At 70.9% G+C, this 13534-nt stretch carries 8 protein-coding genes and 1 pseudogene; 3 read left to right on the forward strand and 6 right to left on the reverse strand.

The window, feature by feature from the left end; genetic code table 11:
- Positions 1–109: 109 nt before the first annotated feature.
- Positions 110–1330: a GNAT family N-acetyltransferase gene (locus P0R32_RS11365; RefSeq protein WP_276237120.1), complete on the reverse strand. Its 1221-nt coding sequence runs from the start codon at positions 1328–1330 to the stop codon at positions 110–112.
- A gap of 109 nt (positions 1331–1439) precedes the next feature.
- On the opposite strand from P0R32_RS11365, the pseudogene P0R32_RS11370 reads away from it, so the two are divergent.
- The 3 genes and pseudogenes from P0R32_RS11370 to P0R32_RS11380 form a co-directional block, all read left to right on the forward strand.
- Positions 1440–1661: pseudogene (locus P0R32_RS11370) on the forward strand (DUF7996 family protein); the annotation flags it as partial.
- A 232-nt stretch (positions 1662–1893) separates the two neighbouring features.
- A complete protein-coding gene (locus P0R32_RS11375; RefSeq protein ID WP_276237121.1) occupies positions 1894–2142 on the forward strand; it encodes a DUF8006 family protein in 249 nt (82 codons plus the stop codon).
- A gap of 94 nt (positions 2143–2236) precedes the next feature.
- Entirely contained in the window at positions 2237–3115 is an 879-nt protein-coding gene (locus P0R32_RS11380) for a homoserine kinase (protein WP_276237122.1), read from the forward strand.
- On the opposite strand, the gene P0R32_RS11385 is transcribed toward P0R32_RS11380, so the two are convergent.
- From P0R32_RS11385 to P0R32_RS11405, 5 genes are all read right to left on the reverse strand, one after another.
- Positions 3116–3568 (reverse strand): thiol-disulfide oxidoreductase DCC family protein, encoded by a 453-nt coding sequence (locus tag P0R32_RS11385; protein WP_276237123.1) that lies wholly within the window; start codon positions 3566–3568, stop codon positions 3116–3118.
- Positions 3569–3837: 269 nt separating this feature from the next.
- Positions 3838–4746 (reverse strand): pyridoxal 5'-phosphate synthase lyase subunit PdxS, encoded by a 909-nt coding sequence (pdxS, locus tag P0R32_RS11390; protein WP_276237124.1) that lies wholly within the window; start codon positions 4744–4746, stop codon positions 3838–3840.
- Between the two features lie 291 nt (positions 4747–5037).
- Complete coding sequence (locus P0R32_RS11395; protein WP_276237125.1) at positions 5038–10104, reverse strand: PGF-pre-PGF domain-containing protein; 5067 nt, start codon at positions 10102–10104, stop codon at positions 5038–5040.
- A gap of 91 nt (positions 10105–10195) precedes the next feature.
- The gene (locus tag P0R32_RS11400; protein WP_276237126.1) at positions 10196–12652 is read right to left on the reverse strand and encodes a hypothetical protein; all 2457 of its coding nucleotides are present in this window, start codon (positions 12650–12652) and stop codon (positions 10196–10198) included.
- Between the two features lie 122 nt (positions 12653–12774).
- Positions 12775–13455 carry a DUF6517 family protein gene (locus P0R32_RS11405; protein ID WP_276237127.1) on the reverse strand — a complete coding sequence of 227 codons (681 nt, stop codon included), beginning with the start codon at positions 13453–13455 and terminating at the stop codon, positions 12775–12777.
- Positions 13456–13534 lie beyond the last annotated feature (79 nt).

Here is a 13534-nt window from a genome sequence, read left to right on the forward strand (position 1 = left end):
AGAGACGAACCGACTCACGATTTTTTGGCGCCCACCAACACGACCACTACCGGTAGGTCCGTTACGTAGTAAGCGACGGCAACACGGGTTTTCACCGTCAGTTCTCGTTTCAGAAGCCCTCCCGAAGAAACGGCTCCGTCCTCGGGAATGCCGCCGCGAGGTCCGACCGCGTCTCGTCGTCGACCTCCACCTCACCGATCTCGACGAGCCGGTCGCTCCCGTGTGATCCGACGACGAGTCGTGAGAGCGCGCCCACGCCGAGCGTAACTCCCGCGGCGTCGGTCTCCACCGCCGAGACGGTGCCGCGACCGCCGGCGACACGCAACCGGAACGGCTGGTCGTTCCACGGGCAGGTGTCGTCGCGCACGTCGAGCACGACCTCTGCCTCAACGTCCACCGGGTACGAGATGGACTCCAGCGCCGCGGCCACGTCCACGAGGCGGACCATCGGTCCCGGGCGGACCTCCGTCTCTGCGGCCCGGGGGTCGTCGAGGTCGTCGAACAGGCGCTCGTCGGCGGTGCTCGGGATCCGAACGCGCTCGACCTGCGAGTCGTGGTTCCGACAGAAGCGCAGCAGGTGTCCACGCGCCTCTCGGTCCCGATAGGCGAACTCGCTGACAGCCAGCGTCTTGCCGTCGTCGCCGTCCTCGACCGTGTAGACGAGGTAGCCGCCGAGGTCGTCCCCGGCGTCCCCCGCGGTCCAGCCGTACACGTACGGGTCCGTCTGCCACGACTGGAACACCCGAGTTCGCCACCACTCCTCCGACCGGTCCAAGCGGAGGTCTGCGGGCCCCCACGCCGCGTACACGTCGTCCGCGCGCGCCCAGTCGTCCGGGTCGAGGCGTTCGTACGTCCCCTCGGCGGGTGGGCACGCGGACGACAGCGCGTCGGGGGCGACCGTCGTCCGCGAGTAGTCGTTCACGCGTGCGTATCCGAGTCTCCGGTAGAACGGGAACTCGAAGGGCCACAGTGTGGCGAACGCGACGCCGTCGTCGCGGAATTCGCGGTGGACCGCGGTCAACAGGTCGCGGACCAACCCCTCGCGGCGGTACTCCGGCGGCGACGCGACTGCGGACACGCCACCTGCCTCGTGGACCTCGCCGCGGATCTGCATCGAGAAGTCGTAGTACCCGCAGACGACCGTGAGATCATCGGCGCTCGGATCGTCGCGTCGCTCGGCGGGTGCGTCGTACATCGCGCGCGGGTGGAACGAGTCGGGTCGGTCGGGGCCCTCGGGCGTGTAGTCTGGGCCGCGCTCGGGGGAGAAGGCGTACACGAGCGCGGCGTCGAGGGCGTCCTCGTGGGTGTCGGGAACCGGCCGGTAGTCCATGGGTACGCCGTCCGGCCCGAGGACAAATCGTTTGCGGGGGCGTGCCACCGCCGGCCACGGGCTCCCTTCGGATCGCGGGGTTCTCCTTCGCGGGTCCCCGAGTAGGGGTATGGCCGACAGCACGCGACTGCGCGACCGGCTCACCCGCGACCGACTCCTGCTCGCGGCAGTGTTGGTGGTCGGTATCGCCGGCACGGGCATCGTCCGTCGTCAACTCGGCGTCCTCGGTTACAACGGGCTCGGGCGACTCGTCTTCATCCTCGGTTACGGCGTCACCGTGTTCCTCGTGTGGTACGGCTGGATCCGCCCACTCGACATCACCGGCCCGGCCGGTGACCGCGGGATGGAACCGACCGTGGGAGACGGCACGTCCGACCGAGCGGATACTGACGCGCCCGGCGCCGATCACGATGGTGGCGAATCCGGCGACGCCAACCAGACGCGGTGAACGACCCGCCGAACCCGATCGGTACCCACCCGGAGTCCAGTCATCGCGGGGTGGCTGAGAAACGAGCGAGAACGGAACGTTAATGCGGCGGCCCGGGCCAAGTCACAACCAACAGATGATCCCGCTCCAGGTCGTGGACAGCTTCCTGCTCCCGTACAACGTCGGTCAGGCGCTGCTCCTCGGGTTCGTGCTGACGACACTCGCGACACTGCCCGTCTCCCGGAAGGCGATGGCGCTCAACACGATGCTGTTCGGTGTGATCTTCCTCTTGACGCCACAGTCGCTCGTGCCGGTGCACTACCTCTTCCTCGGCATCGTGCTGTGTGTCGTCGGGCCGCTCGTGTTCGTCGTCTCGCGCCGCTGAGACGGTCGACCGCGACGCCCCACCGACACCCGACGGAGCGACCGACCTCGCGTCGAACGTCATCCTTTTGCCCGCCGCGACGGACCGACGCGGCATGGTAACCGCCCGCGCACCCGCCACCAGCGCGAATCTCGGCAGCGGCTTCGACACCTTCGGCGTCGCGCTCTCGCACCCCGCCGACACCGTCTCCGTCGAACGCGCCGCCGAGACGACTATCGAGGTGAGCGGCGCGGGCGCCCAGTACATCCCGACCGACCCCGACAAGAACGTCGTCGGCGCCGTCGCCGAGGCGCTCGACGCTCCCGCCCACATCCACATCGACAAGGGCGTGCGCCCGTCCTCGGGACTCGGCTCCTCGGCCGCCTCCGCCGCCGCCGCCGCGGTCGCGCTCAACGAGTTGTACGACCGCGGCTACTCGGCCCACGACCTCGTCCCGGTCGCCGCCGAAGGAGAGGCGGTCGTCTCCGGCGAGGCGCACGCCGACAACGTCGCGCCGTCGCTGCTCGGCGGCTTCACGGTCGTCCGCAGCGACGACGGCGCCACCAGCGTCGACGCGGACCTGCCGCTCGTAGCGTGTCTCCCGGAGGTCGTCGTGTCGACGCGCGACGCCCGTCGGGTCGTTCCAGACACGCTCTCGATGGCGGACCACGTCGAGACGGTCGGCAACGCCGCAACGCTCACCGCGGGGATGTGTCGCTCCGACCCGGAGCTCGTGGGGCGGGGGATGGACGACCCAGTCGTCACTCCGGCGCGCGCAGAACTCATCACCGGCTACGCCGACGTCCGCGAGGCCGCGCTCGCGGCGGGGGCGACGGGCGTCACCGTCAGCGGCGCGGGGCCGAGCGTCCTCGCGGTCCCCGAACCGGGCTGTCGGCGCGCAGTCGCCGCGGCGATGGTGGAGGCGTTCGCCGACGCCGGCGTCGGCGCGCGCGCCTATCAGACGGAGGTCGGTCGCGGCGCGACGGTGCTGTGACTACTCCAGCGCGCGCTCGGCGAACCGCGCTCTGACCTCGGGCTCTGGCACCTCGCAGACGTCCTTCTTGCCGAACACGTCGTACCGGTACTCGGCGACCAGATCGTAGACGGCGTCGCGGACGCCGAGCGGGAGCCGTCGCAGTTCCCACGCGAGCCGCCACGGGAGCCCGAGCCGTCGCGCGACTCGCAGCGCCGCCGTCGACTTCTGGAACGTGTCGTCGCCCTCGACGAGCACGAACGAGTCGTGGCCCTCGGTCGGGAGGCCGCGCTCGCGGAGGAGCGCCTCCCCCACGGGAGACTCCAGCGGTGCGAACCGGAACACGCCGGCGTCGTCGTGGCGGACGAGAAAGCGGATCGTCCCGTGACAGAGGTTGCAGACGCCGTCGAACAGAATCACCGGGTGTCGGTCCGGGTCCACGTCTGCGAGCGGGTCGGCGGCGGTGTCGCTCATCGACGGAAGATGGGGCGCCGTGGGTATCAACGCGACGGCGGTGGCGGTCGCCGCGAGTCCGTCCAGTGGGTGGCGCGGAAGCGCCCCATCGAGAGGCTGGGCGAACAGGCGACACGGCGAGGTGACTCCGCGAAGCGGCGTGTCGCACACCTGCGTGCACTCCGCGGCGGTCGTCAGATCACGACGGACGCGCCGCTGTGGTCGCGTGTTCGCTGAAAAACGTTCGGCAGTCGGCGGGTGGTGGGCAGTGGTGAGCCGTGTCGACCGACTCAGACGCCGCGGCCCTGGAGCTTCTCCTCCTCGGGCATCGTCTCGTTCGCCTGGCCCTTCATGCCGGCGCCGATGCCCTTGGCGATCTCTTTGAGCGTCTCGGGGTCGTCGTAGTTGTTGACGGCCTGGACGATGGCCTCGCCCATCTTGGTCGGGTCCTCGGCGCCGAAGATGCCGGAGCCGACGAAGATGCCGTCACAGCCGTGCTGCATCATGAGCGCCGCGTCGGCGGGCGTCGCGATGCCGCCCGCGGCGAAGTTGACGACCGGGAGCCGGCCCATGTCGGCGGTCTCGTGGACGAGGTCGCGGGGTGCCTCGTTCTTGCGTGCCCACTCGTCGCGCTCCTCGTAGTTCATGCCCGAGAGCTTGCGGATAGAGCGCTGGATACTGCGCTGGTGGGTGACCGCCTGGTTCACGTCGCCCGTGCCGGCCTCGCCCTTCGTCCGGATCATCGCCGCGCCCTCGTCGATGCGGCGCAGCGCCTCGCCGAGGTTGCGGGCGCCGCAGACGAACGGCGCGGTGAACTCCCGCTTGTCGATGTGGTAGCGCTCGTCGGCGGTCGTGAGCACCTCGGACTCGTCGAGCATGTCGGCGCCGGCGGCCTCCAGAATCTGCGCCTCGGCGGTGTGACCGATCCGGCACTTGCCCATCACCGGAATGGACACCTCGTCGATGACCTGCTCCAGTTTCCCGGGGTCGGCCATCCGCGCGACGCCGCCGCGCTTGCGGATGTCCGCCGGCACCGATTCGAGGTGCATGACGGCGACCGCGCCCGCGTCCTCGGCGATCCGTGCCTGCTCGTTGTCGACGACGTCCATGATGACGCCGCCTTTCTGCATCCGTGCGAAGCCGCGCTTCACGAGCTCCGTCCCGCGTCGAAGCTCTTCGAGATCGGTCTCCTCGGTCATACCTCCGCTTACGGGTCTGCGTACCTAACGGTTGTCCTTCCCGGGGAACGAGTCGCAGACCGCGCCGGCGTCGCCGCCGATTCACGCCCCGTCGAGCGCCGGAATCTGGAGCGCTCCGCGGCGGCGTCCGAGCGTGCATATTCAGCCGCGCGAGCACATCACGGACACGTCTTCGCGAGTCGCGGACCTGCTTGCGACGCCCCGCTCAGTCGACTCCCGGAATGGAAGCGACCCCCGCACCCGACCGCCGACCCGGCCTAACCGCAGAGTGACACCCGCGCTCGGAGTCGCCTACCGGGTCCGCAAGCGCCTCGCCGCCGCGAACAGCGCCGCGGCGACGCCCACGACGACCGCCGCGCCCGATCCGCGCGACCCGAACGGGAGCGCGAACGGGAGCGCCGTCGTCGACTGTCCGTCAGCGGACGGTGCGTCGGTCGCCGTGGCCGCCGCAGTCGTGGGAAGCGTCGTCGGCGACGCGGTCGGCGTCGACTCGGTCGACAGCCGCACCGTCCCGACCGACTGGTTGTCGACGGCGACGCGGAGCCGCTCGGGTGCGCCGGGCGCGCTCGCGTTCACGCGCCGCTGGAACCAGACGGTCCGGGTCGCGTTCCCGGCGACCACGACAGTTCTCGTCTCGACGAGGTCGCCCCCCAGCGACAGTTCGACCGTCCGCGTCGCCGGCGTCTCTCGATCGTTGCGCAGGGTGACCGAGACGCCGACGTCGCCGGTGCCGACGACGTGGGTACGGTCGAGACTCGTGGCGACGACGGAGGGTCGTCCGGCGTCCGCTCGCCCGACCGCGAACACCGAGAAGCCGGGCGACACCGCACGGAACTCGTGGACGCCGTCGCGCGTCGCGACGTGCACGGTCTCCAGCGACTGCCAGGCGCCGTCGTGGAGGCGGAACAAGCGGAGTTCGCCGGGGTCGACGCCACGTTCGTCGAGGCGTTCTGCCGGAAGTTCGAACGAGAACATCGCGTAGTCGATTTGGTCGTCCGGCACCGAGTGGTCGACCGTCACGTAGCCGAGCACGTCGTCGCTCGGGACGGTCGGTGCGGGCTCTCCGTCCTCGTCACCGTCGCCCGCGGTCGACAGCGACGCCGGTGGGTCGGTCGTCACCGACACCCCGAGGTCGTAGCTGGTTGCGTTGGCCGTCGTCTCCAACCCGCGCACGACGAGCGAACTGTCGTTCGTTTCCGACTCCAAGACGGCCGTCACAGGCTCGTTCGGCGCGGCGTCCTCGATGCGCACCGTCGCCGTCGCGTTCGACGTCGCCTCGACGCGGACGGCGGGGCCGTCCTCGCCGTCGTCCGCTGTACTGTCGTCGTCGTCGGTCGCGTTCACCTCCACCTCGCGGGTCACGACGACGGTCTCCGTCGTCACCGACTCGCCGCCGTCGCCGTCCGACCCCGACCCGTTCGTCGTCGTGCTGGCGGCCGCAAGTTGCCCGTCGGCGCCGTCTTTCCCGTTCGCGTCGGCGGCGACAGTGACGGTCGCGGCGTAGTCACCGGTCGCCGCCGGCGTCCACGACGCGTCGTAGGTGTACGACCCGTTTCCGTGGGACGTCTCGCCGAAGTCGCCCAGCGCCAGCGTCGTCTCGTTGGGGCCGTCGACCTCGACCGTGAGCGCGTCGAGTTGCTCGCTCGCCCGGAGCGTCACGACGAGTTCGGTGTCGCCGGCGGCCGTCAGGTCGAACGCCTCGACGGTCGGAGGCGTGTCGACGGTGAGGCTGCCGGTGGTCGCCGTCGCGGTGTGGCCCAGCCCGTCGTCGACGGTCACGGTCGCATCGTGGCTCCCCTGGCCGGCGGCGGCGGCGCGGTCGACCGGCGCCGTCGCGGCGTACGTGTCGCCCGACTGGTGGACCAGGGCCACGTCGCCCGCGCCGAACGCCGAGAGGTTGACCGTCGGGTCGACCACGGCTGTCGCGTCGGTGACCGTCGCCTCGACACGGAGCGCGTCTCCGTCGCTCACCACGCCGTCCCCGTCCGCGTCGTCGACGAGGTTCACGTTCGTCAGCGACGGTGCCGTCGAGTCCAGCCGGACGGTCGACGGCGACTCAGCGCTCGCGGCGAGTTCTTCGGCGTCCGTCGCCTTGACCGCGACGCCGTAGTCGCCGTCGGTCGTGGCGCCGGCGTCGACGACGCCGGTCGCGTCGTAGGCGCCCAGCGAACTGTTGTACGTCAGCGTCGTGTTGCCGGGGCCGACGCCGAACGCCGACAGGTCGGCTTCCACCATCTGGACGGCGGTCGCGTCCGTGGCCGTCGCGACGACGCGAACCACGTCGCCGTCGACGACGACGCCGTCGCCGTCGGTCGCGTCCGTCACCGACAGGCTCGACAGCGCGGGGTCGGTCGTGTCCAGCGCGAGCGACGCCGAGCCGTTCGTCGTCGCGATGCCGGCGGCGTCGACCCCGACCACCGCCACGGCGACGGTGCCGTCCGACCCGGCGCCTGCGGCGTCGACGGTCACGGTCGCCTCGTAGGTGTCGCCCGACTGGTGGGTGAGCGTCGTGTTTCCGGGGCCAACGCCGAGCGCAGACAGGTCCACCTCCACGGTCGAGACGCCGGTCCCGGAGTCGGTGACCGTCGCGGTAACCGTTACCGACTCGTCGTCTGTCACCCGGCCGTCGGCGTCGCCGTCGGCCACGGTCACGGTGTCGACGCTGGGGGCCGCCGTGTCGACCGTGACTGTGTTGCTCGCCGCGCTCGCTTCGTTCGTCTCGCCGTCGACGGCGGTCACGACCACGTCGTGGGCGCCGGCACCCGCTGCGCCCGAGGCGTCGGCGTCGACGACGCCGGTCGCCTCGTAGGCGCCGAGCGAACTGTTGTACGACAGGCTCACGTTCCCCGGGCCGACGCCGAACGCCGTCAGGTTGGCCTCCACGGTCGCCACGCCGCCGGCGTCGGTCACATCGGCGACGATGCGGACCGTCCCGCCGTCCGCGACGACCGTGTCACCGTCGGCGGCGTCGGTCAACGACACCGACGACACCGACGGCGGCGTGCTGTCGAGACTGAGCGTGGTCGTGTCGACGACGACCGACTGCCCCTCGACGTCGGTGGCGTTCACGGAGACGGGGTAGTCGCCGTCGTCGAACGCGGTGGTCCGGTCGACCGTGACCGTCCCGTCCCACACGTCGCCCGAACTGTTGTACGTGAGCTGCACGATCCCGGCGCCGAACGCCGAGGCGTTCGCCGTCACCGTGTCGACGCCCGCGGCGTCCGTGACCGACGCCGCGATCCGAACGACGTCGCCGTCACCGACGGCGCCGTTCGCGTCCGTCTCGTCGGACAACGGCTCGGGCGTCACCGTCGGTGCTCCCGCGTCGTACACCGGGCCGGCGGTCGAGTTCGTCCCGCGGTTGTCGGGGTCGTCGGCTGCCTCGACGACGACTGTCGAGGACCCCTCTACGCCGCCCGGCCCAGCCTGCGTGGTCGCCTCGTACACACCGTCGCCGTCTCCGTCGGTCAGGGTGAGTTGGCCCGCGCCCAGCGGCGACAGGTCCGCCGTCACCGACACCACGGTCGCGGTGTCGTCGGTCGCAGTCGCCGTGACGGTGACGTCCTCGCCGTCGACGACCGACCCGTCGCCGTCGCCGTCGACGACGGTCACGGTCGACACCGAGGGCGCCGTCGTGTCGACCGTCAGGGTGCCGCCGGAGGTGGTGTTCGTCTGCGAGCGGGAGTCCGTGACGGTCACCGTCGCGCTCGCCGTCCCGTCCGCGCCGACGCCCGCCTCGTCGACGGCGACCGTCCGGTCGTACGTACCGTCGCCGTCGCCGTCGGTGAGGTTGACCGTCCCCGCGCCGAACGCCGACAGGTCAGCCGTCACCGTGTCGATGGTCGAGGTGGCGTCGGTCGGCGTCACGGCGACGCGGACGCCGTCGTCATCTGCGACGACCCCGTCGGCGTCGTCGGCGTCGTTGAGGAGGATGGGTCCGACGACCGGTGGCGTCGTGTCGACGGTCGCGTCCGCCGACTGGCCCGCGGCGCCGTCCGTCCCCGACGCGTCGGCGGCGGTGGTCAGCGTCGCCGTCACGGTGCCGTCCGTGCCGATGTAGACGGTCGCCTCGTAGTCGTACGGCCCGGATCCGGTCTCTGAGAAGTCTGACTCGGTGAGCGTGGCCGTCGTGTCGCCGGTGAGTTCGACGACGATGGTCCCCAACTGCTCGTCGCTCTGGAAGCTGATCGTGACATTCTGGCCCGTCGCGACGGTCGCCGCGTACGCGGTGATTCCAGGTGCGGTGTCGAGTTCCAGTTGCGGCGTCGTCGTCGTGTTCACGTTGCCGACCTCGTCGGTCGCCGTCAGCGTCACCGCGTAGTCACCGTCCGGGTCGGCCGCCGCCTCGTCGACCTCGACCGTCGTGTCGTACGTCCCGTCAGCGTCGCCGTCGGTGAGGGTGACCGTCCCCGCGCCGAACGCCGACAGGTCCGCCGTCACCGTGTCGACCGCGGTCCGTGCGTCCGTAGCGTCGACCGCCACGAGGACGTCGCTCCCGTTGCCGACCGGGTCGCCCGGGGAAGTGGCGTTCTCCAACACCGGGGACGACAGCGCCGGCGGCGTCGTGTCCAACTCGAGCGTCCCGGTCGTCGTCGTGTTCTGGTTTGCTGGCGTCGCGTCGTCGGTCGCGTTCACCGTCACGGCGTAGGTGCCGTCGGCACTCGCCGCGGCCTCGTCGACGGCGACCGTCGTGTCGTACGTGCCGTCGCCGTCGTCGTCGGTGAGGTTGACCGTCCCCGCGCCGAACGCCGTGAGGTTCGCCGTCACCGACGACACGTTCGAGGTCGCGTCGTCGACCGTCGCCTCGACGGCGACCCCGTCACCGTCGGCGACGACGCCGTTCGCGTCGGTCGCGTCGGTGAGCGAGACGCCGGTCATCGTCGGTGCCGCCGTGTCGACCGTCGTCGCGGCGACGTAGCTCCCGTCGCCGGCGCCGTTGTTCCCGTCAGCGTCGAGCGCCTGCGACAGTTCGGCGGTGTAGTTCCCGTCCGTGGCAGCGGTGTACGTCGCGACGTACGTGTACGGACCCGACCCGCTCTCGGTGAAGTCCGTTCGGTCGAGGGTGTCCTCCAGGCTCGACTCGCGGTCGATTCCCACGAGCACGTCGTCTATCGGCTCGGAGCTGTTGAATCGCACCTCGATGGTCGACCCGCTGGGGTTCGTCACGCTGAAATCCGTGATCACCGGGGCGCCAGCCGCCGCCACCGTCGCGCCGCCGCCGAGCGCGTCGCTGGACCCGTGGACGGCGCCCGTCGCCGCGGCCGCGTAGCCGACGCCGCCGCTGGCTGCGCCTATCGCTGCGACCGTCACCACGAGCGTTGCGACCGCCACGGCCGCGCGTGCCGCCCCGCGAGACATATTATCCTACCGAGGTCATCGGCCCGACAAAAATGGTTCCCGGCGGATCTCAGTTCCGAGAACTACGAGGCGCGGTGACCGTCGCCGGGGGTCAGCGCTCTGCCGTCAGCGCCTGCTCGATCCGAGTCTCCACCTGCGGGAGTCGTCGCTCGACTAACTCGGGCAACTGGTCGGGGAGCGTCTCGCGGTTCCGCTCGATCGCGTCGGCGATGGCCGCCGTCCGCTCTTGCAGTCCACGGAGCCGGTTGTCCGCCGCCTCGGCGTCGCCCGCTTTCGCCGCCTCGTCGGCGCGTTGTGCCGCTCGAGTCCCCGCCCGGAGCGCGTTCAGCAAGCCGGTGAAGCCGTCCGTCTGGAGCCGCAGGTCGTCGAGGACGTCGCCGCGACCGTCGTCGTCGTCGGTGGCGGTCGCCGTCGCTGTCTCCGTCGCAGTCGTGGTGTTGGTAGTCGTCTCGTCGTCGACGGTGTCGGTCGTGTCGTCGACCGTATCCTCGGTCGTGTTCGTCGTCTCGGTGGACCCGTCGACGGTGTCTGTCGTCGAGTCGGTCGTGTTCGTCGCGTCGACCGTATCGGTCGTGTCGGTCGTGTTCGTCTCCTCGTCGACAGTGTCGTCGTCGACCGCCGAGTCGACGGTCTCTGTCGTCTCGCCGACCACCGCGTCGACGACCGCGGCGGCGTCGCCCTCCTGTTCGGTCGTGCTGTCGGGCACGTCCACCTCGTCGATGCCGTCGGGGGTGCCGTCCTCGAACACCGCCGCCTGCGCCGTCGTCTCCGTCAACAGCGTGAGCAAGAACGACGTGAGTGACGCCTTCCCTGTACGCACGTCTGCCAGCGTCGCCGTCGACTGCCCCGCGCGGGGGTTGACGCGGAACGCGCCGATCCCGCCCTCGCTGTCTTCGATCTCGGTGGTGTAGGCACCCTCACGGTGGGCGTAGACGGCGACGCCGCGGTCGTCGCTCTCGTCGTCGTCGCCGGTCGGCGGCGGTGCGTCGAACACCCTCCCCGCCACGTCGTCTTCGACGGCCATGCGGGCGACCCCCGGCGCGTCCGACGCCGGTTCCGCACGCACCTTCACGGCGTCCTCGTTGGCGGCGACGACCACCTCACCGTCGACGCCGGCGGTCGTCGCCTCGCCGTCGTCGGTGTGGGTCAGCCCCTGACTGTAGGGCGCGACGCCGGCGCCGTTGACCGTGAGCCGGTGGTCGCCTTCCGGCACGTCTCGCAGCGCGACGACCCCATTGAACGTCGGGACGGCGACCGGGTCGGACTCCAGCAGTGCGACCCCTTCGACGGTCGGATCGGTCGTCTCGACGCCGTTGCTCCCCGGTGTGTCGTCGGTGCTGGTCGCCTCGCGCAACAGGCCGACCACGTCACCCGCGAGGCCCGCCACGTCGACGTCGAACCGCTCCGACAGCGCCGAGCGGTGACGGGGGTCGGTCACGTCGGCGATCGGGTTGCGGTACCGCGGCTGGGTCTTCGGTGTCCCGGTCGTCGTGATGTGGGAGGCGATGGCGTCCTCGGCGAACGAGGGGACCGCGAACTCGAACGAGAGCTGCGGACCGGTGAACTCCTCGACGGTCATCTCGCTCATCGGCGCCAACTCGTACGTGTAGTCCGCCGTCGCCGCCGTGTCGGCTTCCACGAAGGCGAACTGGTGGCCCGTCTCGCGCAACGGGAGGTCGCTCGGCGGCGTCGGGAGCCCCGCGAACGAGCCGACCGTCATCTCGGCCGGGACGAGGTGGTCGCGAGTGACGTTCGGCAGGTCGGGGTGCTCGTAGATCGGATCGCCGTCGAGTTCGGGCACGGCGAACGGGAGCCGGTACCCTTCGCCGCGAGGGAGTCCGTACGCCGCCGGAATTTCCGTGACGGCGAACACGCCGTTGGAGATGTCGGCGATGTCGGTCGCGATGGGGAGGCGCTCGAAGGTGGCCTTCGTCTCGTTCACCCCGAGCGCCGACGAGTGGCTCCCAACCTCGCTGATGATGCTCGCGCGGTCGGTCTCCGGGTCGAGGAACTCGTTGTTCGGAACCGACCGCGAGTGCGCCGAGGCGACGAGCAGTTGCGGCGCGCCTGTCTCGGGGTCGCCCGTCTCCTCGCTCGTGTCGAGGAACACCTGCAGCAGTTCCCAGTCGTGCCAGTGGAAGTTGGTCGTGAACTGGTCGAACGCCGAGTAGAACCAGTACTGGACGACGGTGAGGTCGGTGTCGGCGTACTCGACGACGTTGTAGAACGCGGTGCGGTGGGGCGGTTCCCCCGCCTCGTCGATGTCGCGGGAGTACCCGTCGAACGCGGTGAACCCGTCGAGGACGGACTCGTCGCCCGACTCCGCTGCGTACACCCGCGGGTCCGTCGGGAACCACCGCTCGCCGACGCCGAAGTAGAGGTCCGGCGCGTGCGCCGCCGCCATCGTTCGCGCGCGCTCGTCCTCGACGCTGGCCGTCTCGGGCGGCGCGTCCTCGCCGTCCAACAACACGGCACCGCCCGCGAGCGTCGCCGCGCCGGCGACGCCGCTCGCGAGGAGTCGACGCCTGGTGAGTTCGAAGTCCGTCATCACTCCTCGGTCCCCTGGATGTTGGCCGGCTTCCCTCGCGGCGCTGAAAACTCCGTCGGCCCTCCACCCGTGAGGCCGGTCGGATCTCCCGGGCGGTGAACGGCGAGTCGGGCCATCGTCGCCTACGCGGCCTCCTCGTCGTGGACGAGCGACTGCATCATCGTCCGCACGTCCGCCTCCTGCCCCGTCAAGACGCTCGGATACCCGCCGATGGCGACGACGAAGTCGGGGCCCGCACGGACCGCCTCGGCGACGTGGAGCGTCACCTGCACCTCGATGCCGTCGGCGATGGTCGCATCGGCGGTGAACAGCCCCACGGTCGTCTCCGTGCCGAGCACCGTAACGGTCTCCTCGCCGGCCGCGCGCAGGTCGCCGAAGCCGTCGTAGCGCGCGAGCAGTCGCTCGGCGAGTTCGCGGCTGCGAAGGTCGCCGACGGGGTTGAACGTGCGGTCGCCGAGTTCGACGGCGGGCGTCGACAACGCGGCGAAGACGGCCCCCCGGAGTCGCTCGCCGAACACGGTGGCCGACTTGTCGTACTGGGCGAGATGGTTCGTGACGACCACCTCGCGCGTCTCCCCGGCGACGGTGAACTCACGCGTGACCTCAAGCGGTTCGACCCGATACTCCGCGTACCCGGTCTCCGCCAGCGCCGTCTCCGGGACTGTCGCGGGCGATGCCGACAGCGTCACCGGTTCCTCCCCCGAGATGACGCCGAGACAGCCGCTCGTCGCGCTCGCGGCGCCGAGCGTCAGCGCGCCCCCCGCGGCCCGCAGGAACTCCCGTCTGCGTGCCTCTCGTGGCATAGAAGGGGAGTGAGCGGTGGAGCGGTATGAGCTTCGTGGTCCAGACCGGCGCCCGGGGTCGCCGCCGTCGATCCCCCGC

The organism is Halobaculum marinum, assembly GCF_029338555.1.
Lineage (GTDB): Archaea > Halobacteriota > Halobacteria > Halobacteriales > Haloferacaceae > Halobaculum > Halobaculum marinum.